Below are 25,668 nucleotides of genomic sequence, written 5' to 3'. Positions count from 1 at the left end.
TGAACGCTGGCAGGAGTCAGAGTCCCGATAGTACTGCACACGGAAGAGTCGAGCCGTGGAGACCTGCGTCAGAGCAAAAGGCGCACTAGGGAAGCGGGGCAGGAAAGTTGATAGCAAAAGACCGGAAGGAAGCAAAGATGAAGATCGAAGCATCGCCAGTGTCGGAAACGACTAGACGAGATGCAGACGCGCTGGGAAGCTGCGTGCAGCGGAAATTCGCGTCAGCTTCAATCTGGACGGACGCTATGTTGGCTGCTCTACGAAATGGAGTTAAAGGAGGTAAGTGGCACAGTTTGATTGACAAGGTGTTTCGCCTGGACACGCTCGCGCTGGGGTGGACTCAGGTCGAGAAGAACGCCGGGGCGGCGGGAGTGGACCGCATGAGCGTGAAGCGATTCGCGCAAGCGCGGGACCGCTACCTTGCCGAACTGGCGCAAGCATTGCAGGATGGTAGCTATCGCCCGCAGCCGGTGCGGCGTGTCTACATACCGAAAGGTAAAGGACGTCGTCCGCTCGGTATACCCGCTGTAAAGGATCGCGTCGTTCAGGCGGCCCTGAAGCTGGTAATCGAGCCGATCTTTGAGCATGAGTTCGAGCCGAGAAGCTACGGCTTTCGCCCGGGCTTGGGTTGCAAGGATGCGCTGCGCGAAGTGGACCGGCATGTGAAAGCGGGCTACTGCTGGGTGGTCGATGCCGACCTGCAAAGCTATTTTGACTCGATTCCACACTCACCTCTTCTTGCGAGAGTGGCAGGGCGAATCTCGGACGGCCGGGTTCTGGAACTCATCCAGTACTTTCTCAAGCAAGACATCATGGAAGACATGACGCGTTGGACGCCGACTTCCGGCAGTCCTCAAGGGGCGGTTGTCAGCCCCTTGTTGGCAAATCTGTACCTGCACGAGCTTGACGTGGAAATGCGACAGGTAGGGCTGGTCATGGTGCGCTACGCGGATGACGCCGTGGTGTTATGCCGTACACGTGAGGAAGCGGAAGCTGCGCTCACTCGCATGCGGGCTTGGGTGGATGCGAACGGCTTGACACTGCACCCTGACAAAACCCACGTTGGGGATTGCCGGCTGGAGGGTCATGGGTTCGAGTTTCTGGGTTACCGGTTCGAGGCGGGTCAACGTTGGGTGCGCAAGAAGAGCCTCATGGGGCTACGGGATAAAATCCGGGCCCTGACCAAGCGTAACAGGGGTGACTCGATCGAGGACATCATTACGTCGCTCAATCCACTCCTGCGTGGTTGGTTCGGCTATTTCCAGCAGGCCCACCGATACACCTTCTCGTCCGTCGACGGCTTTGTTCGTCGCCGCCTTCGAGCGATCCTGCGTCGACAGCTTCATCGTCCGGGTCAGGGTCGATGCCTTCGCGATCACACGCGATGGCCAAATGCCTTTTTCGCTAATCTTGGGCTGTTCACGATGTCCGCAGCCCTTGAATCAGCGCGCCAATCCCGATGTGGAAACAACTGACTGGAGAGCCCGTCGCGGGAAAACCGCACACCGGGTTCGGAGGGAGGGGACGGCGACCGCCGTTTCCTACCCCTATACAATGAAACTTACGCCGATATCGGCGTAAGTTCCACAAGACTGGAAACATTCTCAACGCCTTGCCCAAATCACAGCATGGTCGGGCCAAAGCCGGCCTGCAGGAGATTTGGCAAGCCGCCACGCGCGACGAGGCGCTCGCAGCCTTCAATCGCTTTACTGACACTTATTCGGCCAGGTATCCAAAGGCGACGGAAAAACTCACGAAAGACAGCGAAGAACTGCTTGCCTTCTATGACTTTCCCGCGGAGCACTGGCAGCATCTGCGAACGACCAATCCGATTGAGTCGACCTTTGCCACCGTTCGACATCGAACAACCCGCACTCGCAATTGCGTCTCGCGCCCGACCTTCCTTGGTCTTGCATTCAAGCTCATCGAGTCAGCGGAACAATCATGGCGACGCATTCGTGCGCCACAAAAAATCGCCTCGCTGCTCGGAGGCGTTTCCTTCAAGGACGGACTACCGGTGACCGACAGCACACCGGCTCAGCAACCGCTTGCCGCCTGATCAGGCCGCGCCTTGCAAACACCACATTTGACATTAACTCTCAAGAACGTGGTACGGAATGTCGCTGGTGCGCGCCATGACATTTTGCTTGACCTAACCAAAAGGAGTTGTATACCATACATACCAATCACTTGGTATGTTACGAGAGCGATACGTGCCAAGTTTTCCCCATCAACAGGAGTGCATGGCATGGCGCATCAAAAAACAGTGAAAATCTTTCCCGCCAAATCAACGATCGATCTCGATTACCTGATTCAGGAGGAGCGTATTCACGGTAGCCTCTACACGAATACAGATCTGTACGAACAGGAAATGCAACAAATTTTCTATGGTGGATGGGTATTTGTCGGGCATGACTCGGAAATTCCTGCGCCGGGCGAATATCAGCGTCGTACTATCGGTCGCGAAGAAGTCATTATGGTGCGCCAGAAGGATAATTCGATCGCCGTGCTTTCTAACCGTTGTGCTCATCGCGGCAATCTGATGTGCATAAACAAGAGCGGAAAAACTAAATACTTAACTTGCGCCTACCACGGCTGGGTATATGGCTTAGATGGCAAATTGCTCGATGTGTCGTATCCAGGTGGCTTTCCAAAATCAAAGGAAGGCATAGCCCTGAAAGTGTTACGTACTGAAGAGTATCGCGGATTCGTATTTGCCACGTTTAACGAAGCGGTCGGTCCGCTGGCCGACCACCTTGGCAAGGCCAAAGTATTGATTGATCGTGCTTGTGATATGTCACCGGTCGGTCGGATCAAACTGACCGCTGGATGGGTTAAGCAGCGGTTCGACGCGAACTGGAAAATGCTTCCTGAAAATGATACCGACGGCTATCACGTGAATTACGTCCATTCATCTTTTGCCCGCGTCATCGACTCCCACTATAACGCTGCTGCAATCGCCACCGAGGAAAGCCTGGTTTCGGAAACCAAGGATTGGGGCAACGGCCATACCGAACTATTTTTCTCGCCATCGTACAAGGAATATTTCGAATGGCTCGGCGTCAAGAGAGACCGCTATCCAGAATATGTGCAACAGCTCAAGAACAGCTATGGAGAGGAAAAAGGCGATCGGATTTTGAGAGATGGTCCGCCCCATGCTGCAATTTTCCCGAATCTATTCCTCGGCGAAATGAACATAGTCATTTTCGAACCGGTCAATGCACACCAGTGCATCCAGTGGCACACGCCAATGCTTTTGGAAGGTGTGCCTGACGAAGTCAACCAGCGAATCTTGCGCCAGTCAGAAGCAGCCCTTGGCCCTTCAGCCTTTCTACTGGCGGATGACAGCGTGATCTCGGAGCGCCAACAGATTGCGATGCGCGATCAGGCTGACTGGCTTGATGTCTCACGGGGCATGAATCGCGACGTGGTCGGTGCAGACGGCGTCATTACCGGTCATGTCACCGATGAATGTACCAATCGAGGTTTTTGGAGGCATTACAAGAAGGTTATGCAAAAAGAATTGCCGATGAAATCACAAAAAAGCGAAGAACCTGCCTGTTCCCATTAAACTCGTAGCCTATTGATAGCTATGCGCCGCGATAGATAACCAAGAAAGTATTTCGGAGACAAAGATGAGCACCGCAGCACCGCTAGAAAACACCCAATCCCCCGCCCCAAACGTCGCAGCCATCAGTGCTGAGGAGTATGTTGCCATTTGCGCATTCATCTATCGGGACGCGCGGTTCGCAGATGAGTCGCGCTACACCGAATGGGAGCAATTGGTCGACGACGACATGATTTATTGGGTACCTCGCGGCGAGGGTGATTTCGATATGAGCAAACATCTGTCGATTACTGCCGATAATCGCTCACGCCTGCGCACGCGTATTGCTCAACTTAATACAGGCGAACGCCATTCTCAATTACCCGTGTCCAGAATGCGACGCGTTGTATCGAACATCGAGGTTGAGCGCAAAGGCGATAACGAATACCAAGTGTTTTCTAACTTCGTTCTCTATGAACTGCGCATGTCATCCACGCGCACTGTCGAAATCTGGCCTGGGCGGATCGAACACCATCTGCGTTGGAAAAACAATGAACTAAAGATGTTTTTCAAAAAAGTGATGCTTGTACATGGTGACGAAGCAATCCCTAGTCTAGCATTCATTATCTAACCGAGACCGCCAAGCGCATGGAGTTATGGTCGAAAGTGGTGTTCGTGAGGTAGGGATTTTAAGGTGTCTAGAGTGACAACCAGCCAAACCGGGATCCACCACCAATGAAGAAGGTTACAGAAGAAACAGGCGCAGGTAAATCGGAAGCGCGGCCCAGCGGCCTTGACGATTTGATTCAGCAAGGCGCGCGGCAGATTATCCAGCAAGCGATTGAGGCGGAGTTGACGACATTGCTCGAACGCTACGATAACGTGAAGACACTCGACGGCAGGCGCGCCGTGATTCGCAATGGCTACCTGCCGGAGCGCGAGGTCGTGACGGCAATCGTCCGGTCACCGTACGGGTGCCGAAGGTCCGCGATCGCTCGGGCTCGGGCATGAAGTTCAATTCGAACATCGTGCCGCCCTACATTAGTAAGTCACCCCGCGTGTCGGCGGCGTTGCCCTGGCTGTATCTACGCGGCGTCTCGACCGGCAACATGAGCGAGGCGCTGAGCGTGCTGCTGGGTGAAGAGGCCAAAGGCCTTTCGCCCAACGTGGTCAGCCGTCTGAAGGCTCAGTGGGCCGATGGGATCAACACGGGGCTGCGCAGTGACGATTCGGATGGCCAGTGCCTGCTGGTCATCATCGGCGTGAAACCGGACGGAACGAAAGAACGTGTGGCGATTGGCGACGGCTTCCGCGAGTCCAAGGACGCCTGGTGCGCGCTCTTTCTGGATCTGAAAGCGCGAGGCCTGCAAAGCGGTCCGCCGCTCGCGGCCGGCGATGGGGCAATGGGGCTGTGGGCAGCATTGGCCGAAGTGTTCCCAAAGGCTCGACACCAGCGCTGCTGGTTTCACAAGACTGGAAATATACTCAGCGCTTTGCCCAAATCGCAGCATGGTCGAGCCAAAGCTGGCCTGCAGCAGATCTGGCAAGCCGCCACACGCGAGGAAGCGCTGGCGGCCTTCAACCGCTTTACTGATGCTTATTCGGCAAGGTATCCGAAGGCGACGGAGAAACTCACAAAAGACAGTGATGGGTTGCTCGCGTTCTATGACTTTCCTGCGGAACACTGGCAGCACTTGCGGACGACCAATCCCATTGAGTCGACCTTCGCCACAGTTCGGCATCGAACAACTCGCACGCGCAACTGCGTTTCCCGTCCGACCTTTCTCGGGCTCGCATTCAAGCTGATTGAGTCGGCGGAAAAATCGTGGCGGCGTATTCGTGCGCCCGAAAAAGTCGCCTCACTGCTCGAAGGCGTTCCTTTCAAAGACGGACTACCGGTGACAGACAGCCCACCGGCCTAGCAACCGCTTGCCGCCTGATCAGACCGAACTTCCCAAACACCACATTTGACTTTATCTCAAGCGCCATGAGACATAAACCTATTGCTGCAATTGCAGGCCTTGGTTTCAGCGAACTGTCGCGTAAGCCAATCGGTACCTCACGGGAGTTAGCTGCTGCGGCAGTAGAGGCTGCAATCGCCGACGCCGGATTGAAAAAGACGGACATCGATGGTCTGTTAATCAATCGCAGCCCAATCGCAGACCCGGACGAAGTGCCGCTACGCTTGCAGAACGACCTACAATTGCGCAATCTTGGCTTGCTTGCGGCCATCGACTCAGAAGGGTCTTCCGCAGTACAGATGGTCCAGTATGCAGCAATGGCGATTCGTCAGGGCATGGCCAAAAGCGTGGTCTGTGTTTTCTCCGATACACCTGTTAAGGCAAGTGGTGGTGGCGATAGCTTTGCTATTGCGATGCCATTAACTGGTGTGGAAGGCTGGGAGCGTCAGCAGGGCTTTTTAGGGGCGTCGGCGGCCTACGCGCTGGCTGCGCGCAAGCATATGGCACGGTACGGCACGACCCAACATCAGTTGGGTGCGTATGCGGTCAGCTGTCGCAAATGGGCTGCTTTAAATCCGCAGGCATTTTTAAGGAAGCCTCTTAGTATCGGTGATTACCTCGCTTCACCAATGATAGTCGCGCCATTTCGCATACTGGATTGCTGCTACCCAGTGAATGGCGCAGTCGCGATCATTGTTACAAGTGTAAGGTGCGCTGTCAATGGGCCGCACGCACCAGTTTATATCCACGGAATGGGCCAAGGTCACCGTGGCCGTAGTGGCTTGCATGGTGACGATGACGAACTCGGCTCTGGAGCTCAACAAGCAGCCAGGATGGCGTACAAAAGTGCGGGCGTTGTCGCAGCAGATGTGACTGCCTGTCAGTTCTACGATGCATTTTCCTACGTCGGCATTCTTGCACTGGAAGAGTACGGCCTTTGCAAGCCCGGCGAGGCCGGCTCATACGTGGCTGATGGCCACACAGCGCCCGGAGGCACATTGCCCGTAAACACAGGCGGGGGCCACTTATCCGGATTTTATTTGCAGGGCGTAACCCCTCTTTCCGAAGGCGTGATTCAGGTTCGAGGCGCTGGTGGAGAACGTCAAGTGGTAAACAATGATTTGCTATTGGTTACGGGTTCGGGTGGCTGCCTCGACTATCACAGCTGCGTTCTGCTTAGCCCGCACGCGGCGCTACATTGAAAGGGAAGCTGTTCCATGCAAACCCTATACGACGAATACGACAAAGAGTTCCTGGCTTTTGTCGGCAACAACGAATTGCGCATTCCCGTTGACACGAAAACAGGCAAGGCGCTCGGCTTGCATGCACGCAGCTGGCGGAAGGTTACAGGCTCCACTGTGCAATGGCAGCGCGCAAAAGGTACCGGGAAGGTGATTTCGTATGTCGAATTTCATCGTCAATACGCTGAAGATTTTCCGATTCCATATACGGTCGCCCTGGTGGAATTGGCAGAAGGTCCGCAACTACTGGCGCGCTTGGCGCATGTCGGCGATGACGAGCCAGAAGTAGGGATGGCAGTGAGTGCGCGATTTGATTCGAAAGGACTGATCTTCCACCCTTTCAGTCAGTAAGCCGCAGAAAATTTACAAATATTAGGAGACGAGAAAATCATGCTGTATCTACGCGAGATGATCAAACGCTGCGCCAACAATTATCCCACGAAAGTCGCGTACTACTGCGGCAGCCGCACCGCCACCTGGAAACAGATGGACGAGCGCTCAGATCGATTTGCCAGGGCCTTACAAAAAATGGGTCATGGCAAGGGGACAACCGTCTCGATCATGTCGCTTGAATCAATCGAAGTCTACGAGCATTTCTACGCATGCATGGCAATCGGGGCGGTGCGGGTCGGTATCAATACGCAATACGCCTGGCCGGAAGTACTGCACGTTCTGAAAGACAGCAAAACACGCGTGCTATTGGTCGATGCTCGCCTGAAAACCATGGTCGCCGACCATCGGAGTGAAATCAAGGCAATTGGCATTACCATAATTGGCTATAACGGTGAGCATGACTTTCCGCTTGATTATGAGACGCTGTTAAGCGAAGCAAGCGGTACACCGGAGTGGCCAGAACTCGCACCTGACGACTTGCTGTTTTGCAGCTATACCTCCGGCACCACAGGTGTACCGAAAGGCGTAATGCTAACGCAGCAAGGCGGCGCTGACTGCGTGATCCATTCCTTGATTTCATTTGGCTTCGCTCCGGATGACGTTTGGTATATGCCAGCTGCATCCGCTTGGGTAGTGATCATCATGAATTGCTATGGACTTGGCAACGCCATGACTACGATCATCCCCGACGGCTCGTTCAAAATTGATGCCTTTTTGAGAGATGTCGAGCGCTTCCGCGTAACCGTCGGGTTGCTTGTGCCGACCATGGTGCAACGGGCTATTATCGAACAACAAAACGCTAAATACGATCTTTCCTCTCTACGGCTGCTGATGTATGGCTCCTCGCCGGCGACCCCAAAGCTGATCCGAGACGCTCGGGAAGCATTCAAGGTCGAAATGATTCAGACCTATGCCTTGACAGAATCGACCGGTGGCTGGATCACTTATTTGACGGAAGGCGATCACAAGCTGGCACTGGAATCCGAACCGGATTTGCTAAAGTCGGTCGGCCGCGTCGGCATTCATTTCGAGTGCTCGATCCGTGATGATGAAGGCCGGCCACTACCACCAAACACCAAGGGCGAAATCTGGCTGCGTAGCACTACTCTGATGAAGGGGTATATGAATCTGCCGAAGGAGACGGCTGAAGCGTTAAAGGATGGCTGGCTACGTACCAACGATATCGGGAGCATGGATGAACGTGGCTATGTGTATCTGCTGGATCGGCAAAAATTCATGATTATCACCGGTGCCGTGAATGTATTTCCAACCACTGTCGAGGCGGTAATAGTCGAGCACCCGGCGGTTTTGGAAGTGGCTGTGGTTGGCGTTCCGCATCCGGAATGGGGCGAGGCCGTGGTCGCGGTTATCAACAAAAGGCCGACGCACAAGAGCACCAGCTTGGAAGATATCATCGGTTTTTGCGAAGGCAAGTTAAGCAAGCCAGAGACACCCAAGCATGTAGTATTCGTCGATGAGTTGCCCAAGACCGCTAATGCCAAGGTCAAGAAAGCGGAAATTAGAAAGTGGTTAAGTAACGAAAAAGGCTTAGTGCCATGGAATACGGAGATCGAGTGAAGTCGAACACAACGGATAAGGCAGGCCAAGCAGCATATGCAGGCGATCAATCCAAAGGCGCAGTGGAAGTTGCTGAGCGCTGTATCGCCAAGATGCGATCGAATGACCGGGTGTCGGATGGGCTGGGAATCGCAATCGAATCGAGCGGGCCTGGTCGCATCGTACTGTCGATGACAGTTGCCGAAGCAATGCTCAATGCCTATGACATATGCCACGGCGGCTATATTTTTACGCTAGCTGACACCGCCTTTGCGTATGCAGCCAGCGCACGCAACAACGTGGCGGTGGGACTGAATTGCCATATCGATTACGTGCGGCCGGCCAAACAGGGCGACCGACTGTACGCGCATTCGGAGGTAACGTACGCGGGCAAGACCACCGGTGTGACGCTGGTGCGCGTGATCGATCAGGAAGGGCGGCAGATCGCCGAACTGCATGGCCGCTACTACAACCTTGGCCAGGCGCTCCTTGACGAAAATGAAACTGGCGGAGGCGGGCGTGGCGAACCAAGCTGAGCTGACATTTCTGCTGCATACCGACGACGTCAAGCCCGAGTGTGGTACCCGCGTCGATGTCGCGGGTCGCCCGCCGATCGCAGTATTTCGTCTTGGCGACGAGTTCTTTGCCATTGACGATACCTGTACGCACGGCGCTGCCTCTTTATCCGAAGGCGATATCGAGGACGGCCAGGTGGAGTGTCCTTTCCATAGTGGCACATTCGATATTCGTACCGGCGAAGCGACGGCGTTGCCGTGTACCAAACCGGTCGCAACGTACCCGATCGTAATTGAAAACGACCGTATTTTTGTACGGCTGGACCAAGGAGATAACGCTGGGCAGTTGGTCTGTCTTCGTCAAAAGTCGGACGCGCAATGAATCCGGCAAGAATAAACGTTTTACCGCCAATACGGGGAACAGATTTGTTGGCAGCAGCAGATGCTGGCGATTGCACGCGCTCATATAAGCCATCCACGTTTGCTGCTGCTCGACGAACCGTCCATGGGCTTGGCGCCTTTGATGGTGGAGGAAGTGTTTGCGATTATTGCCAAGCTGCGCCAACAAGGCGTGACCATCTTGCTGGTGAAGCAAAACGCCTATGAGGCATTGCCGTTGGCAGATTGGGCGTATGTCATGGAAACCGGCCGGATTGTGTTGAGTGGTAAGGGCCGCCAGTTGATGCACAACGAACAGGTGCGTCAAGCCTACCTGGGTATGTGAGCCGCGTAACGAGAAACATTGGGCCAGCATGAAACTACAACGTCTGATTGATCAGGGAAAAAAACAGTCATGATCGACGACATGAATGCCGGGGTGGTGATAGTCGGCGCCGGCCTGGCTGGCGTAAGTGCGGCAAACGGGCTGCGTCGACGACGAGGTTTTGATCGGCCCATCACATTGATCAATGAAGAGCTGGCACTGCCATATGACCGCCCGCCCCTGTCCAAAGAGCTGCTTTGCGGCGACCGTTCACTAGCGGATATCATCCTGCACAACGCAGAATATTATTTTCAATCACGGAAGGGCTAGACCGGGTTTGGGGTTATACGCCATCGTTGGAAACCATGCGCAGCATGCTCGATATCTTTGCTTACGACCGCACGCTGGTCAATGATGAGCTGGCGCGCATGCGTTATGAAGCAAGCATTCGCCCCGGCTTTCAGGAAGCGTTCTCGCAAATGTTCCCCGCACCGGGCCAGCGTTCTGTGGATGGATTGGCTAGCCCGGAAGCCGGCATCGGGGCACTGTCGCATCAAACGCTGATCATTCATGGCCGCGAAGACAAGGTGATTCCACTGGCGAATTCCTACCGATTGTTCGAGCTGATCGCGAAGTCACAGTTGCACGTTTTCGGGCAGTGCGGGCATTGGACCCAGATCGAGCATGCTGCACGGTTTAATCGGCTCGTCGGCGACTTTTTCGCGGAAGCCGCGATTTACAGTAATTTCCTTCAAAGACCCATGTCGCTACTTACCAGCACGATCGACCAGCTCGCGCGCGCGCTTTGGCAGGCGGAGTGTGGGCTGCTGCCGATCGACACCCTTTCTTTCCGCTATCCGGATCTCAATGAAACCGATGCATATGAGATCGCTCGACAAAAAATGAAACTGCGAGGTCGCGCAACCGTCGGATACAAGCTCGGCTACACCAGTGCAGCAATGCGCCAACAAATGAACATTGATGAGCCAAATTATGGTGTGCTGAGCGAAGACATCGGCGTGGCCCAGGACAGTGGCGAAGTCGCGTTCGATTCACTGATCCATCCGTTAGTCGAGCCAGAAATGGCGGTTCGGCTCGATCGACAGCTGGCCGGTGGTGGGCATGATCGGCAATCGGTGCTGCTCGCAGGCGGCGTCTGCATGCCGGCGCTGGAAATCTGCGATACCCGCTATCGCGAGTATGTATTCAAAGCAGTCGACAATATTGTCGACAACAGTTCCAGTGCGCGCTATGTACTCGGCGCGCCGCACGCAATAAGCAGCGTTGGCGACTTTCGGCGCATTCAGGTTGAATTTTGGGCTGACGGCAAGCTGCTCGACCAGGGGAGGGGCAGTAATAGCAATGGGTGGTCCGTTGATTGCCGTTGCCTGGCTTGCCAACAGACTCAATCGTGATGGAGCGCAACTCAATGCAGGAAATATTGTCTTAACCGGCGGCTTAACACGCGGTTATCGCGCACAGCGTAATCAAATGTTTAAAGCGTCTTTCGGCGCGCTCGGCGACGTCGCATTGTATTTCAGGTAAATCTCTGCAAAAATAAAATGATATTTTTGCAGGGCGAATGTCGGATAAGCAAGCAGCATTTTCCAGGAAATTATTATTGTGTCGTAGGAAAATCAATATGAGCTGCGATGATCGCACATATACAATATCTTTCTACGATTCAAAATAACCGCAACAACATTCAAATCAAAAATGAGGCAATTAAGTGGCAAAGAAAAATGGTACTGCTAATCGACAAGGAAGCGGCCCGTCTACCGGCCAAACGGAGCGCCAGCCGCCAGCCCGTTATTGGGAATTAATCCGCGCGGCCGGCAAGCTGTTCGAGGAAAAAGGCTATCAGGGGGCCAGTGTGCGCGATATCGCGGATGCGGTTGGCATGACGTCCGGCAGTTTTTTTTATCATTTCGCCACCAAGGAAGATGTGCTGTTTGCAGTAATGGAGGGCGGCATGCTCCAAGGTTTGGAAGTAGTGACAAAAAAACTGGAGGGAGCACGCAGCGCACGCGAACAATTATACGCTCTGGTACTGGGTCATTTGGAAGGCTTGCACTCGGAGTACGGCTACGCGCATAAAGTATGGTTGCGTGAATGGCGCCAGATATCACCTGAAAAACGCGCACCGCTGGAGGCACTTAGTCAGAGTTATCGAGATACTTGGCTACAGGTGCTGGCAAAAGTGAAGAATGAAGGCTTGATTGCGGCCGACATTGCGCTATTTCGCAGAATGACGGTAGGCGCTCTCAACTGGACGGTACATTGGGTACGCAATCCGACACCCGAGCAACTGCAGGCCTTGGCGGCCGATTTTGTTGGTGCCTTTCTGAACGAACCGAACCCGGAAGTGCGACGGTAACGGATTTTAAAACACGAAAGTGCAAAGTCAGTGATCCACTATCCGTAGGGTAGTGGCTGTTTCCACGGAATAATAGGAGTATACGATGGCCGGGCCATTACAAGGATTAAAGATCGTCGAAGTCGCGGGCATCGGCCCCGGACCATTTTGTGCAATGATGCTAGCTGACATGGGTGCAGAAGTCTTGCGTATCGATCGCCTGGATGCGGTTGGCGAGGACCGTGAAGTTGGATTCATGAGACCAGGCCGCAACAGTATTCTCAACCGGGGCCGCCGTTCGGTGGCACTCGATCTCAAGTCCGCAGAGGGTGTGGCGACATTCCTGGGATTGATCGATTCAGCCGACGCCTTGATTGAGGGCTTTCGACCTGGCGTAATGGAGCGCTTAGGCATTGGCCCCGATGTTTGCCACGTGCGCAATCCACGTCTAGTGTACGGCCGTATTACCGGCTGGGGGCAGGACGGTCCGCTTAATCAGGCCGCCGGTCACGATATCAATTACATCGCGATTAGCGGCGCATTGCATACCATTGGGCGTGCTGACGGCGGGCCAGTGGCACCGCCCGCAATGATCGGGGATATAGGTGGCGGCGCCATGATGCTAGCATTCGGGATTGTGAGTGCTCTGCTGGAAGCTCAACAGTCAGGGCGCGGACAAGTGGTTGATGCCGCGATTACTGATGGTGCGGCGTTGATGGCATCGATCGTGTATGAATTCAAGGCGATGGGGCTGTGGAGTAACGAACGGCAAACCAATTTGCTAGACGGCGGCGCCCATTTTTACGATACCTATCAGTGCGCGGACGGTAAATGGATTTCAGTCGGTGCTATCGAGCCTCAGTTCTATTCACTCTTAATCGAAAAGCTTGAGATTGATGACCCGGAATTCAGTCGCCAGCTCGATGCCGCAGCTTGGCCAACATTGAAACAAAAGCTTGCCACAAGATTCCGTACCAAGACCCGTGACGAATGGTGTGCGGTAATGGAAGGCACTGATGCTTGCTTTGCGCCAGTGCTCAGTCTGGATGAGGCGCGCCACCATCCACACAATGTAGCGCGCAATACATTTATCGAGCGCGGCGGCGTGACCCAACCAGCACCGGCACCGCGCTTTAGCCGCACTACTGCAGAAATCAGTATGCCAGCCCCGTACGCCGGCGAACACAATGATCAAGCACTTGCCGATTGGGGTGTTGACCGTTCGTGGCTTACGTCACCGAACGCGGCTTCGAAGTAAGGTTTGAGACAGCCGCCGGCGAACAGGCACAGGTCGACTTCGCCCATTTCAGCACCGAATTCGACGACGCTCCACAACATCGACGCTCGATCTGGTTGTTCGTATGCGGTCCATCAGCGACGCCCCTCAATTGAGGTGGCGGAGCGCGCGACGTATGGTGGGAACGCGGATCAGCGTAGGTTGGCCGGCAGCTTCCAGGGAATATGCGCAAGTGAAGAACGATCTCCTGATACTCGCAGGCTGTGTTAAAGCGGACACCCGCACAAACACAGCAGAGGATCTGGACGATGACAGCAAGACGAACGACCATCCGGCAACTGCCGCTGACCGAGGTCGTTGACCGCGACACTCCCGGCGCGACGCCGGTCAGTATCACCACCCCCGAGGGGGGCACCATCTATCACACAGTCCCGCTCGCAGACCCCGACACCGGCACGCGGCGCGACGCCCGCCCGCAGTGGATCGCAGGCGCCTTCCCGCTGTTTCCTGTTGTCCGGCTTGCTAACGGTGCGCCGTGGGCTGAGGCGAACCTCTGGCTCATCGATATGATGGAGTCGAAGTCGTCGGCCAACATGCTGACGTTCGCCAGCATCGCAGACGACCTGGTGGCGTTCTGTCGTTATCTGGATGACGAGGGCGTCGACTGGCTGACGTTCCCCGTGAACAAGCGGCAACGTCCGACCTACCGCTACAGCGCCTCGATCAGGCTGGCCGTGCAGGCAGGCGAACTGTCTGCGGGTGTTGCCAGGCGTCGTATGGGCGCCGTGGTGCGCTTCTATCGCTGGCTCGTGGCCGAAGCAGGCTTCAGGCCCGCGAACGCGCCGTGGGTCGAATCTGGCCGTTTCATCGAGTTCAGGGACCAGAAGGGCTTCGGCCGAGTGATTGAGGTCAAGACCACCGACCTGTCGATCAGCGGTCGGCGCGTAGAAGACCCGTGGGACGATCGCATTCAGGACGGCGGTCGCCTGCGCCCGCTCGCCTCTTCCGAGCAGTCGGTGCTGCTTGAATCGTTAGCCGCTCTCGGCAACACCGAGATGACGCTCGTTCATCTGTTCGCACTGTTGACGGGCGCTCGCATCCAGACGGTACTAACCGTGCGCGCGAAACACGTGATGCGCAAGCCGGGCGAGTTTCACGGCGACGACATCCGTCTCGCCTGCGGGCCGGGTACGGGCATCGACACGAAGGGCGGTGTCAAGGGTGTGTTGCACCTGCCGCGCGGTTTTTATGAGCGGCTGTACGTCTACGTGCACAGCGATCGTGCTCGCAATCGTCGCCAGATGGCCGACGGCGGCGATCACTCCGGCCAGCCGCTCTTTCTTAGCCATCGCGGTGCGCAGCTCGATGAGCCGTCGAGGAAATTGTTGGGTCAACGCGCCGACCGAGAGCTTGTGGGGATCGCTCAAGCGAGCGCGCATCCTTGGCCAGCGCTTTGCAACGCGTCGCGAAGCAATGGACGAGGTAATCGACTGGTTGAGCTTCTACAATCATTCGCGCTTGCACTCGACGTTGGGCTACGTCAGCCCGATGCAATTCGAGCAGGACTGGTACGCCACCCAGAACCAACGGGTGGCATAATCTCCGCTCAGTTAAGGGATCCGAAATTCGCGGGCAACCTCACTTCGGCGGCATCAGCTTCACCAGATGACCCATCTTTGTCAGTTGCCGTGCCCAATGCTGCGCACCGCCACACGCTTCGATACCGATCATGCAGGGCGCACGATTCGCGAAGTATTCAAGAAATTTGTCTCGCTTAACTGCCTTGTTGACGACTTCACCTGTGTACGGGTCGACCCAGTGCACCTGAAACACGCTTTTGGCGATGTCAACTCCTACGGCTGTAGGTTCATGATGGACCTCCTCCGGTTGGCTCTGAAGACGTCAATGATCTTCCATTCCGACCGTATTGATTCGGTCGGTCCGCGAGTATGTGGGTCTGTTCATCGCTTCCACCTCGCGCGGGATGGAGGCGTCCATTCCATTTCCGGTAGGTGGAAGGCTGGCCTGGCGCGTGGAATCAAACGCGGCCTCGAATTTACCCTGATTTACGAGAGTGCTGAGTAGTGGCATTGTTGAATCTGTTACGTCGTCAGCGACAGCTGACATTAGGAACTGTCAAAAAATAACCTGATTAGCCATCTACCTCAGCCGCCCGAAGGGCCGGCTCCGGCCATGGCGGTGTCGTAGCGGCAGCGCGCACGAGGCGTTTGAGAATGCTACGGAGGTCGAAGCGACGGTTGAATCGGTACTGGAGTTCTGACAGGTAACGGTCGGCGTATTTTTGGAAATCGAAAGCATGGTAAGTCCCGCTGATAGCCGTCTTCAGGTTGCCAAGTACCGTATTCACGGCGCGGAATTGAGGGTGCTGCGCGGCTTCCCTTCCCGTGCCGCTGTTCATCACGATAGCGGTATGCGCGGCGCCACTGGCGGTCACGCCCCGGAAACATCCCAGTCCGTCGGACAGGACCTGAGCGGAAGACGACAGCGCCTGCCTGGCCCAGGTTTCAATGGCGTCCCTTGTGAAGGGAATCCGGACGAAGCAGGCGAGGACAGGTTTGCCATCGTCGGTGGTCTGCACCGCCACGACGAAGGGGACCTTGTTTGGGGAACCGCGACCGCGCTTGCCCGGACGTTCGCCGCCCAGGTAGGCGTCATCGATTTCAACGCGACCGTCGAGGACACGGGAGGCTTCTCGCGATGCCATGACCTGCATCAGCTTGTGCTTCATCATCCAGGCCGTTGTGTAGCGCACTCCAAGATGGCGCTTGAGTTCCAGGGCCGAGACGTTGTTCTTGGCCTGGGTCAACAGATGCATGGCCAGGAACCAGCGGGTGAGCGGCAGTTTCGTCGCCTCAAAGACGGTGCCGGAGGTGACTGTCGTCTGATGTCGGCAAGCTTGGCATTGCCAGTGCTGCCGGCCGTTGCGCACGAAGGTGCTATGCGCGCTCTTCGCGCAGTTCGGACAGACAAAGCCGTTCGGCCAGCGCGAGACCACCAGCGCCGCATGACACTGTTCGACCGTACCGTACAGATTCATGAACTCGGCCATCGAAAGGCCCTTTTGAAACTGGACTTGATTGATTGCCATAACGCGCTCCTCGCCTGGATGTATTCATTTCACCCTGTACAGGATAATCCGATGAACTTGGCTGAGGTAGATGGCTAATCAGGAAAAATAAAATAGCCGTGTAACGTGGCGCAGACGCTTTAGTGTCGAGCAGAGTGTAGCGACGTTGAACCAACCCGAAGCGGGGCTCTGCCACGTTGAATTGCTGAAGGTACATAAGCGCAGATGGCTCGAGTTCGCGCGCGGATGTTTCAAGACACATAAACAACAATCACCTACCACATGAAAAAGTCAATTATCGCGTTCGTTGCGCTCGGAACATTAGCCGGTGCCGCACATGCACAAAGCAGTGTCACCCTGTACGGCATCATTGACGAAGGGTTCGACATGGTCACCAACAACAAGGGCGGCCACGTCTACCAGTTAGCCTCGGGCGTGATGCAGGGTAACCGGTTCGGCCTGACCGGCGCCGAAGACCTCGGCGGCGGCATGAAGGCAGTATTCCTGCTAGAAAACGGTTTCAACCTCAACAGCGGCACACTCAGCCAGAACGGCCTGATGTTCGGCCGCCAGGCTTGGGTCGGCCTCGCGACTCAATACGGCACGGTCACGCTCGGTCGCCAGTACGACTCGATTTTCGACTATGCGTCCCCACTCGCGGCCGGCCTACTCGGCGGCGGCGTCTACGGCGCGCACCCGGGCGACCTCGACAACTCGAACATCGATTACCACTCGAACAACACCATCAAGTATGCAAGTCCCAACTTTTCGGGCTTCAAATTCGGCGGTACGTACAGTCTCGGCGGTACGCCTGGCAGCTTCACCAACAACCAGATCTGGTCGCTCGGCGCTTCGTATAACCAGGGACCGGTCGCCCTCGGCGCAGCCTACCTTAACGCGCGCAACCCGGGCACCGGCATGTTTAGCACTGCCGCATCAAGCCTGCCCGAAGCCTTGATGACGCCGCTCTACTCCGGCTTTATGAGCGCGAACACGTTTCAATTGATCGATTTCGGCGGCTCCTATAGATTCGGGCCGGCGACGCTCGGCGTTACGTATACGAACGCCAAGTTCATGGATTTGGGCAGCAATCCGATGCCGACCGGCGCCAAGGGTCCGGCCTCGGGATACGCGACCGGTAGCACGGCGACCTTCAATGACGTGCAGGTCAATTTCATTTATCGTTTCACGCCTGCGCTGCAACTGCTCCTGGCGTCTGATTACGTCGATCGCAATGCGCTCACGGAGCAGAACGGAAAATCAGTCGAACGCGCGAAGTATCTGCAATACGACGCGTCGCTCGACTACTCGCTTTCCAAGCGCACTGACGTGTACGTGATGGCGCTCTACCAACGCGCCCTCGGCGACGACTCTACAGGCGGCCCGGCCGTCGCGGCCATCACCAATACCGCCGCCATTTCGTCGAATGGCAAGCAGTTCGTTGCACGCATTGGCATGCGCCACAAATTCTGAGCGCACACGCTTCGCACACGTTCCGACCGGCAGCCCGCTCTCGGTCGGAGCGCGATTGCCTGCTCACGCACCGTCGTGTCGAGTCAACGTCGCACTGGTGCCTCTAAACAACCACCGGCTAAAGCCGGTGGGTTTGTACTACGGACTGAAAGTCCGGATACGCGTCGCCTAAACGACGCGTCGATCGTCAGCCCGCCTCGGTCCTGAAATCCGCATCGCTCTTGTTAGGCTCAAAATGGTGCCCCAGATACTGCAGCAGACACCGCTGACCGATTACGACGACCTTGACCGGCGCATGCGCGGTGGCCAGCTGTCGCTCGCCATCGAGATCCCCCCGATTTCGCGCGCGACGTGGAAGGGGTTCTACGCCGGAACCCCAGAAAATTCCGTCATTCCACATTGTGAACGTCAATCGGTTTGTTGCCTGACGTGACGAGCGAGTAACTCAGTCGGTAAACGCCTGCCCAAACTGCCGTGCCCGCTTTACATCGTCGGTATGCAAGTAAATCGATGTGGTCGAAATCGACGCGTGACGCAGGTTATCTCGCACGGCGCTCAGCTCGACCCCTCTGGCGATCGCGTGGGTCGCATGCGTATGCCGCTAATCTACCCAACGATATAAGCGCCATTGTATAGGGGTAGGAAACGGCGGTCGCCGTCCCCTCCCTCCGAACCCGGTGTGCGGTTTTCCCGCGACGGGCTCTCCAGTCAGTTGTTTCCACATCGGGATTGGCGCGCTGATTCAAGGGCTGCGGACATCGTGAACAGCCCAAGATTAGCGAAAAAGGCATTTGGCCATCGCGTGTGATCGCGAAGGCATCGACCCTGACCCGGACGATGAAGCTGTCGACGCAGGATCGCTCGAAGGCGGTGTTGCCGGTGGTGTAAAACCGCTTAAAGATGGCGTCGCAAGGTTGAGCAAAGCGCTCAACAATAAGGGAGCCGTGTGGCGGCTTTGTTCGGATGGGTATGAGTTCCCATGCTGCGGACGCAACTATGGATTTTTGACGGAAACGGGCCTCCCAAATGAATTCCACAGGTTAATGATGTTGGCGATGATCACGCCTTCGCTCTCCTGCGACGCGATCTTCTGCGTCAGGAGGGTGGCCCCAATGCATCGCTTGATGCGTGAGATCTGCGCCTCGACCAGCGCGCGTACGCCGTAGCCATATTTCTTGTGGAACGCATAGATACCATTCTCATCGATGTATTTGACGATCTGGTCATGCCAGCGGGTCTGATCGTTGCCATGCACGACGGCGTGAGCCGGCGGTGGAATGACGGGCGTCACGCCCGCGTTTGAGAGCGCTTCGGTGCGCTCGATGCTGTAGTACGCGCCGTCCGCAATCACCCTGTCGAATGGCAGATCCGCGCGCAGGAGCGCGTCCATTCCTTCGCTGTCCGATACTTCTGTGGTGGTAATGCTGATCGCGTGAATGTTCATCGCCTCGTCGATCGACAGATGCATCTTGCGCCACGGCGTTTGCGTCGCCTTCCTGCCGTACTTCTGTTCGTACCACTCACTCGCACGCCCGAAGCTCAGCCCCGTGCTGTCGACGATCATGCTCACTGCTTCGCCGCGCGCGAGCCGTCTGGCCAGTTGCTCGCAGCGCTGCGTGACACTCACCTTGAGCGCGGCGAACCGGTCGCACAGCTGGCCGGAACTGGGCACCGGAATGTCCAGCCCCCGGGTCGCCCAGTAATCCTCCATGTAGCCGGTGATCTGCCGCATGCCCCAGCCGAACAGCCGGTAGAACGTATAGACCAGCTCGATGTACGCGCTGGTGTAGGTCGGCTCGCGCCCCGACACGCCCGGTGTACGGACTTTCGCGTTAATGAACTGCGCCTTCAGATCGCCATCGGGAACATACAGGCTGATCATGCCGCGCTTTCTCAGACTCTGGTTGTACGCACGAGCGTTCGTCACCCGGTACCCGGGCTTCTTGCGCTTGCGCGCTTCACCCTGTTTCAGCCTGGCTTTGTATGGCATGATCTCGACTGGCTTTATGATGTTGCGCTTTTACACAAACTGCGGCCACTTTGCAATACCCCCCATCCGAACAAAGCCTCAGCGAAGATCGGCGGGCAAGCTCAACCGCTCAAACCAGACCTCTTCTTGACACGGTAGTCGAGTTGCGCACGTGTCAATCCAAGAAGACGTGCGCCTTCCGATATGTTCCCGTTCGCGGCTTTGAGTGCTGCGCGTACGAGCGCATCTTCGATCTCGCAAAGTGTCGCTTTGTTCATCTGTACGGCAAGCGTTGCCCAATCCTCGAGCCCCTCCGGGGCTTTTCCGCTGTTCCCGATCGCCTCGGCGGGAGCACTCGTCGATATGGAATCGAGGACAAGCGATCCGAGGTCGCTTAAACCAAAAGCACCCCTACATTCCACGGTCTCACCGCTACTAAACAAGTGACATACATCGAGCGTACCGCCTTCCTCAGCGAGGATAACACCACGTTCGAGCACATTCTCCATCTCGCGGACGTTCCCGGGCCACGAGTAATCCAGCAATAGCTGAAGCGAACGGCCGGATAAGCCCTTGAGGCACCGATCATGCCTCGTTGAAAATCTCTTTATGAAAAATTCCAGCAAAAGCGGGATATCATCCTTTCTTTCACGCAAAGGTGGAATAACAATTGGAAACACATTCAGCCGATAGAAAAGATCCTCACGGAAACGCCGGCTTTTTACCGCCTGTTTGAGGTTTTCATTAGTGGCAGTAATTACCCGAACATTTACCTTTACTCGAGAGTGCCGAATTCAGGCGTGGTTTTTCGGCTATGTGCCCAGGCGGAACATCTCGAATGTGTCGGGGTCCTGCCTTTCTGCGATGAATTTTGCGAAGAAATGGGTTTTGGCGCTATTCACGAGAAATTCGGGCAGGCATTGACGTAGTGCGTTGGCGACGACCAACTCCGATGGAGGGATGCCGGGGCGGATAGTGCGCAGCCAGGATCCAAAGGAACTCCAGACCTGTGAAGGGAACACCGCTGCCAGATAGTGAAGCAGTCCCTGACAGACGATGCCAGCGTGCATAAAGACGTGGTACGCGTGGATCTTGCGCTTGACGGCGTTGCGGTACTCGAGTGACTCGCGATGAAGGTATTGATCGCCGTTTCGGCGGGCGAGCGGCTTCATGTCCTGCATCCAGAAGTGGTACGCGAATGTGCCGATCCGATGCACCGCCTGTTTGAAGCTGTACTCGATCTTGAAGCGCAATCCATACAGGCGGATGATCTCGACGGCATCCAGACTGAGGTCGGTGCACATCAGCAGACACGAACCCCTGCTTGGGTGAGTCACTGCCACGAAGCGAACCAGCTGACCGTACGCCGGCCACAGCAGATCGCAGACCCGATAGTGAATGGTGACATTGTGCTCGCCATAGACCGGACTGGGGGCGGATTGCAAGGCCTGGGGATCAGCCAGTAGCGATTTGAGTTTGATCTTCTCACCGTAGCGCCTGGGACGCCCCCGTTTGCGCGGTCCCTGCTGCACGTACGGGGCACAGGCGACTGCATTGGACTTCACGCGTGTGACCAGGTGGTTGTCCCGATCGCGCAGGCCTTTGACGATCTTGCCAGCAGCGTAGTAGGCATCGGCCACGAAGTAGAACGGCTGCTGCACCGAGACGATGCCAAGCAGCGAGATCATCTTGTCGAGCAAGGTACGCCGATCGCGGTTGGACCACACCAGACCTTCGTGAATACGCACGGCCAGCGGTACGGCGAAGACGCTCTGGGCGGCCCGCACAAGCATACTGACCGCCTGCATCGAGTGCCCCATGATGTATTCGGGCTTGGTGTTGGAGTCGGACTGTTGATGCAGCAGCTTGACGCCGGGCATCTTCCTGCCGCTCTTGGCCACCTTGATGCCATCGCCGACCAAAACCAGTCGGCCATTGACGCGTAGCGGGTCAGGGAACAGGCGCAGCACCGTCTGGGTCCACAGCGCTGAAAGCTGATCGAGCTGCACGGCGTCGCTATGCAGGCTGTCACGCAGCTTGTTGTACAGGGCTGGCCGCAGTTTGAGAGCCCGCACGATGCTGGTCACGCCCAGCAACTCGGTGCGCACAGTCAAGCCAGCGACGACAGTTGCGAACCACATGAAGCTGCGCAGGCGAGAAAACGCTGGGCGTAGCAGCCAGATCGCGTCCCACCAAGCCGTCCAGAGTTTCATTGTTGTTCTCTACATTATTTTGCACTACGAAGTATCGCATAGAATATGCAATATAGGCAGCACAAACGGCTCCTTCAAATCGAAAGACTCATTGAGACGATCAAGGCGATGCTCGCCGCGATAGATGAAAGACGCGCGGGGTCACTCACCCCCCCCCCATTGCAAGGCCCTCCCGAACCAGTTCGGGGCATACTGACAGACGAGCGATACGCGGGACAGGAAGATCCGCACTGAGTCCTTCGTGGGCGATGCGCTGAGCGATGTGAGCCCCTGCAAGTCAACTACGAGAGCATCAACAAGGCATTGATTGAGGAATAGAGCAACGTGAGTTTGATCACTGCCGCCTGACGATGAATCTGGTGCACGAAGGCAACCGGCCACGCCGGATCACATCACCAGGAAATGGATCGGTGTTCAGATGAAAAGCGCCGAGGCCGGAGCGAGTCCGAGAAAAAACAAGCGAGAAGTCGGCACTCTCGAGTACCTTTAGGACTTACGCAAAAAGCCGCGCGTGAACGCGGACACGAATTGTTACAAAACGACGTAAACCCGGAGCGGCGCGGCTTTGTTCGGATGGGGGGTATTGCAAAGTGGCCGCAGTTTGTGTAAAAGCGCAACATCATAAAGCCAGTCGAGATCATGCCATACAAAGCCAGGCTGAAACAGGGTGAAGCGCGCAAGCGCAAGAAGCCCGGGTACCGGGTGACGAACGCTCGTGCGTACAACCAGAGTCTGAGAAAGCGCGGCATGATCAGCCTGTATGTTCCCGATGGCGATCTGAAGGCGCAGTTCATTAACGCGAAAGTCCGTACACCGGGCGTGTCGGGGCGCGAGCCGACCTACACCAGCGCGTACATCGAGCTGGTCTATACGTTCTACCGGCTGTTCGGCTGGGGCATGCGGCAGATCACCGGCTACATGGAGGATTACTGGGCGACCCGGGGGCTGGACATTCCGGTGCCCAGTTCCGGCCAGCTGTGCGACCGGTTCGCCGCGCTCAAGGTGAGTGTCACGCAGCGCTGCGAGCAACTGGCCAGACGGCTCGCGCGCGGCGAAGCAGTGAGCATGATCGTCGACAGCACGGGGCTGAGCTTCGGGCGTGCGAGTGAGTGGTACGAACAGAAGTACGGCAGGAAGGCGACGCAAACGCCGTGGCGCAAGATGCATCTGTCGATCGACGAGGCGATGAACATTCACGCGATCAGCATTACCACCACAGAAGTATCGGACAGCGAAGGAATGGACGCGCTCCTGCGCGCGGATCTGCCATTCGACAGGGTGATTGCGGACGGCGCGTACTACAGCATCGAGCGCACCGAAGCGCTCTCAAACGCGGGCGTGACGCCCGTCATTCCACCGCCGGCTCACGCCGTCGTGCATGGCAACGATCAGACCCGCTGGCATGACCAGATCGTCAAATACATCGATGAGAATGGTATCTATGCGTTCCACAAGAAATATGGCTACGGCGTACGCGCGCTGGTCGAGGCGCAGATCTCACGCATCAAGCGATGCATTGGGGCCACCCTCCTGACGCAGAAGATCGCGTCGCAGGAGAGCGAAGGCGTGATCATCGCCAACATCATTAACCTGTGGAATTCATTTGGGAGGCCCGTTTCCGTCAAAAATCCATAGTTGCGTCCGCAGCATGGGAACTCATACCCATCCGAACAAAGCCCCGCTGTGGACCATCGGCACCGGCAAGAATTTTGCGTATGGTGGTCCGGCGCCACGCAAGGCCGGCTTCGTCGTCCTCGACATGAAGCGGATGAAGCGTATTCTCGAAGTCAATGAGAAACACGGTTACGCTGTGGTTGAGCCCGGCGTCAGTTATATCGATCTCTATCGACACCTGAAGAAAATCGGCTCCAGGCTGTGGATCGATTGCGCAGCGCCCGCCTGGGGCGGCGTAATGCCCAACACGCTTGAACACGGCGTCGGCTACACGCCCTATGGCGACCACTTGATGATGCAGTGCGGCATGGAGGTGGTTCTGGCTGACGGCAGCGTCGTGAATACGGGCATGGGGGCCTTGCCCAACAGCCAAACTGCCCACCTGTACAAATACGGTTTCGGCCCCAGTATGGATGGCTTGTTTACCCAGTCCAATTATGGCGTAGTGACCAAGATGGGTGTTTGGCTGATGCGCGAGCCTCAAGGCTATCGGCCCTACATGTTTACGTTCGAGCGCGAGGAGGATCTGGAAGCGGTCACGGAAGCCTTGCGTCCGCTCAAGGTCAATATGCTGATTCCCGCCGTGGCGGTGACGGCTGGGCTGATTTGGGATGCAGCCGTGCAGGTGCGCCGCAGCGACTATTACACAGGTAGGGGTCCCTTGCCGCCGAGCGCGCGCCAAAAAATGAAGCGGGATCTACGTATTGGGGAATGGAATTTCTATGGCGCCCTCTACGGTCCGGAACAAATCATGGACAACACCTGGGAAGTTATTCGCGACATTTTCATGGGAATACCAGGCGCCAAGGTTTACCTGGATGCGGATCGCAAGGGCGAGGCGGCGTGGGAGTACCGCAAAAAGCTTGGCATGGGCGTGCCGAACATGACCGAATACAACCTGATGAACTGGATTCCCAATGGCGCGCACATTGATTTCTCCCCCATCTCGCCGGTTACCGGGCCCGATGCCATGCGGCAATATGCCCTGATTCGCGACCGCTGCGATGCCGCCGGATTCGATTACTGCGGCGAATTCGCCGTTGGCTGGCGCGACATGCATCATATCTTCTGCCTGACCTTCGAGCGTGATAACGAGGACTCGAAGGCGCGGGCAAACAAACTTTTTGGCGAACTGGTCCGGGCGGCGTCAGAGGCCGGTTATGGTGAATATCGCACGCACATCGATTTCATGGACCAGATTGCCGCTACATACAACTGGAACGACCGATCGCTCTGGCGGCAGCACGAAAAGTTGAAGGACGCCCTCGATCCGCAAGGCATTCTATCGCCCGGCAAGATGGGGATATGGCCGAAAACTATGCGCAAGGAGGTCAAGGCATGAAGCGCGTGTCATCGGTTTTGCTGAACAATATGCTCGCGGCGCTGCTGCTTGGCGGCATGGGCCTGCGCGCAGCTCAGGCCGCAGGGCCTTTCGACGCCGACATCATGGCGAAGGGGCAGGCGGTTTACACGCATTACTGCGCCGTGTGCCACGCCCTTGGGGTGGAAAATCCCGGCACGTTCGCACTGGCCAAGTATTACGGCATGGATAAGGCGGCGCTGGTCCAGCGCGACAATCTCACTGTCGATTTCGTCAGGTATCTCGTACGCAATGGACGCGGCTTGATGCCCGCCTTCCGTCCCGCCGAGATCAGTAACCAGGAGCTTGATGCGCTGTCGCGTTATCTCGCGGCGGGACCGCATGTCGGCTTGCCGGCAAAAAACAAAAATTGATGGAGAC

19 protein-coding genes and 7 pseudogenes are annotated in these 25,668 nt (G+C 56.5%); 20 read left to right on the top strand and 6 right to left on the bottom strand.

Features of this window, described 5'->3' with window-relative positions; genetic code table 11:
* Nucleotides 1-137: 137 nt before the first annotated feature.
* The 16 genes and pseudogenes from ltrA to CJU94_RS39200 all read left to right on the top strand — a co-directional run.
* Nucleotides 138-1,475: a group II intron reverse transcriptase/maturase gene (gene ltrA / locus CJU94_RS39280; RefSeq protein ID WP_095423828.1), complete on the top strand. Its 1,338-nt coding sequence runs from the start codon at nucleotides 138-140 to the stop codon at nucleotides 1,473-1,475.
* Between the two features lie 107 nt (nucleotides 1,476-1,582).
* Nucleotides 1,583-2,059, top strand: a pseudogene (locus CJU94_RS39275) (transposase); the annotation flags it as partial.
* A gap of 189 nt (nucleotides 2,060-2,248) precedes the next feature.
* Nucleotides 2,249-3,571 (top strand): aromatic ring-hydroxylating oxygenase subunit alpha, encoded by a 1,323-nt coding sequence (locus tag CJU94_RS39270; protein WP_095423878.1) that lies wholly within the window; start codon nucleotides 2,249-2,251, stop codon nucleotides 3,569-3,571.
* A 64-nt stretch (nucleotides 3,572-3,635) separates the two neighbouring features.
* Nucleotides 3,636-4,178 carry an aromatic-ring-hydroxylating dioxygenase subunit beta gene (locus tag CJU94_RS39265; protein ID WP_095423877.1) on the top strand — a complete coding sequence of 181 codons (543 nt, stop codon included), beginning with the start codon at nucleotides 3,636-3,638 and terminating at the stop codon, nucleotides 4,176-4,178.
* Nucleotides 4,179-4,282: 104 nt separating this feature from the next.
* A pseudogene (locus CJU94_RS39260) lies at nucleotides 4,283-5,469 on the top strand (IS256 family transposase).
* A gap of 65 nt (nucleotides 5,470-5,534) precedes the next feature.
* The gene (locus tag CJU94_RS39255; RefSeq protein WP_095423876.1) at nucleotides 5,535-6,710 is read left to right on the top strand and encodes a thiolase family protein; all 1,176 of its coding nucleotides are present in this window, start codon (nucleotides 5,535-5,537) and stop codon (nucleotides 6,708-6,710) included.
* A gap of 15 nt (nucleotides 6,711-6,725) precedes the next feature.
* Nucleotides 6,726-7,100, top strand: coding sequence for a Zn-ribbon domain-containing OB-fold protein (locus CJU94_RS39250; RefSeq protein WP_095423875.1), 375 nt, complete (start codon nucleotides 6,726-6,728; stop codon nucleotides 7,098-7,100).
* Between the two features lie 39 nt (nucleotides 7,101-7,139).
* Nucleotides 7,140-8,720 (top strand): class I adenylate-forming enzyme family protein, encoded by a 1,581-nt coding sequence (locus CJU94_RS39245; protein ID WP_095423874.1) that lies wholly within the window; start codon nucleotides 7,140-7,142, stop codon nucleotides 8,718-8,720.
* Nucleotides 8,717-9,235, top strand: coding sequence for a hydroxyphenylacetyl-CoA thioesterase PaaI (gene paaI, locus CJU94_RS39240; protein ID WP_157763913.1), 519 nt, complete (start codon nucleotides 8,717-8,719; stop codon nucleotides 9,233-9,235). The genes CJU94_RS39245 and paaI overlap by 4 nt, the downstream gene beginning before the upstream one ends.
* Entirely contained in the window at nucleotides 9,219-9,596 is a 378-nt protein-coding gene (locus tag CJU94_RS39235) for a non-heme iron oxygenase ferredoxin subunit (RefSeq protein WP_244221212.1), read from the top strand. The genes paaI and CJU94_RS39235 overlap by 17 nt, the downstream gene beginning before the upstream one ends.
* Nucleotides 9,597-9,656: 60 nt before the next feature.
* Nucleotides 9,657-9,938, top strand: a complete 282-nt coding sequence (locus tag CJU94_RS39230; protein ID WP_095423871.1) for an ATP-binding cassette domain-containing protein — start codon at nucleotides 9,657-9,659, stop codon at nucleotides 9,936-9,938.
* A gap of 69 nt (nucleotides 9,939-10,007) precedes the next feature.
* The gene (locus CJU94_RS39225; protein WP_341868391.1) at nucleotides 10,008-10,247 is read left to right on the top strand and encodes an FAD-dependent oxidoreductase; all 240 of its coding nucleotides are present in this window, start codon (nucleotides 10,008-10,010) and stop codon (nucleotides 10,245-10,247) included.
* A pseudogene (locus CJU94_RS39220) lies at nucleotides 10,226-10,645 on the top strand (alpha/beta fold hydrolase); the annotation flags it as partial. The gene CJU94_RS39225 and the pseudogene CJU94_RS39220, both read left to right, overlap by 22 nt.
* A 1,001-nt stretch (nucleotides 10,646-11,646) precedes the next feature.
* The gene (locus CJU94_RS39215) at nucleotides 11,647-12,294 is read left to right on the top strand and encodes a TetR/AcrR family transcriptional regulator (RefSeq protein ID WP_095423870.1); all 648 of its coding nucleotides are present in this window, start codon (nucleotides 11,647-11,649) and stop codon (nucleotides 12,292-12,294) included.
* 85 nt (nucleotides 12,295-12,379) lie between these two features.
* Nucleotides 12,380-13,531 (top strand): CaiB/BaiF CoA transferase family protein, encoded by a 1,152-nt coding sequence (locus tag CJU94_RS39210; RefSeq protein WP_095423869.1) that lies wholly within the window; start codon nucleotides 12,380-12,382, stop codon nucleotides 13,529-13,531.
* A 1,332-nt stretch (nucleotides 13,532-14,863) separates the two neighbouring features.
* Nucleotides 14,864-15,109, top strand: a pseudogene (locus CJU94_RS39200) (integrase core domain-containing protein); the annotation flags it as partial.
* A 48-nt stretch (nucleotides 15,110-15,157) separates the two neighbouring features.
* Here CJU94_RS39200 and CJU94_RS39195 read toward each other — a convergent pair.
* Nucleotides 15,158-15,355 (bottom strand): annotated as a pseudogene (locus CJU94_RS39195) (IS110 family transposase); the annotation flags it as partial.
* 307 nt (nucleotides 15,356-15,662) lie between these two features.
* A complete protein-coding gene (locus CJU94_RS39190) occupies nucleotides 15,663-16,619 on the bottom strand; it encodes an IS1595 family transposase (RefSeq protein ID WP_095417030.1) in 957 nt (318 codons plus the stop codon).
* A 261-nt stretch (nucleotides 16,620-16,880) separates the two neighbouring features.
* Here CJU94_RS39190 and CJU94_RS39185 point away from each other — a divergent pair, with 261 nt between their 5' ends.
* Nucleotides 16,881-18,071 (top strand): porin, encoded by a 1,191-nt coding sequence (locus CJU94_RS39185; RefSeq protein ID WP_095423868.1) that lies wholly within the window; start codon nucleotides 16,881-16,883, stop codon nucleotides 18,069-18,071.
* 445 nt (nucleotides 18,072-18,516) lie between these two features.
* Here CJU94_RS39185 and CJU94_RS42455 read toward each other — a convergent pair.
* The 4 genes and pseudogenes from CJU94_RS42455 to CJU94_RS39165 form a co-directional block, all read right to left on the bottom strand.
* A pseudogene (locus CJU94_RS42455) lies at nucleotides 18,517-18,672 on the bottom strand (tyrosine-type recombinase/integrase); the annotation flags it as partial.
* A gap of 393 nt (nucleotides 18,673-19,065) precedes the next feature.
* Complete coding sequence (locus tag CJU94_RS39175; RefSeq protein ID WP_095423817.1) at nucleotides 19,066-20,061, bottom strand: IS5 family transposase; 996 nt, start codon at nucleotides 20,059-20,061, stop codon at nucleotides 19,066-19,068.
* Between the two features lie 101 nt (nucleotides 20,062-20,162).
* Nucleotides 20,163-20,819 (bottom strand): annotated as a pseudogene (locus CJU94_RS42675) (AAA-type ATPase lid domain-containing protein); the annotation flags it as partial.
* Between the two features lie 33 nt (nucleotides 20,820-20,852).
* Nucleotides 20,853-22,253 carry a transposase gene (locus tag CJU94_RS39165; protein WP_095417514.1) on the bottom strand — a complete coding sequence of 467 codons (1,401 nt, stop codon included), beginning with the start codon at nucleotides 22,251-22,253 and terminating at the stop codon, nucleotides 20,853-20,855.
* A 639-nt stretch (nucleotides 22,254-22,892) separates the two neighbouring features.
* On the opposite strand from CJU94_RS39165, the gene CJU94_RS39160 reads away from it, so the two are divergent.
* Genes CJU94_RS39160 through CJU94_RS39150 form a run of 3 tightly spaced genes read left to right on the top strand, consistent with a single transcriptional unit; the run spans nucleotide 22,893 to nucleotide 25,661 of the window.
* Nucleotides 22,893-23,888, top strand: coding sequence for an IS5 family transposase (locus CJU94_RS39160; RefSeq protein WP_095423817.1), 996 nt, complete (start codon nucleotides 22,893-22,895; stop codon nucleotides 23,886-23,888).
* A 13-nt stretch (nucleotides 23,889-23,901) separates the two neighbouring features.
* A complete protein-coding gene (locus tag CJU94_RS39155; protein ID WP_095423867.1) occupies nucleotides 23,902-25,269 on the top strand; it encodes an FAD-binding oxidoreductase in 1,368 nt (455 codons plus the stop codon).
* Nucleotides 25,266-25,661: a c-type cytochrome gene (locus CJU94_RS39150; RefSeq protein WP_157763911.1), complete on the top strand. Its 396-nt coding sequence runs from the start codon at nucleotides 25,266-25,268 to the stop codon at nucleotides 25,659-25,661. The genes CJU94_RS39155 and CJU94_RS39150 overlap by 4 nt, the downstream gene beginning before the upstream one ends.
* The last annotated feature ends 7 nt before the right edge of the window (nucleotides 25,662-25,668 follow it).

The organism is Paraburkholderia aromaticivorans, assembly GCF_002278075.1.
Taxonomy (GTDB): Bacteria; Pseudomonadota; Gammaproteobacteria; order Burkholderiales; family Burkholderiaceae; genus Paraburkholderia; species Paraburkholderia aromaticivorans.
This window is presented reverse-complemented; position numbering and strand designations above follow the sequence as displayed.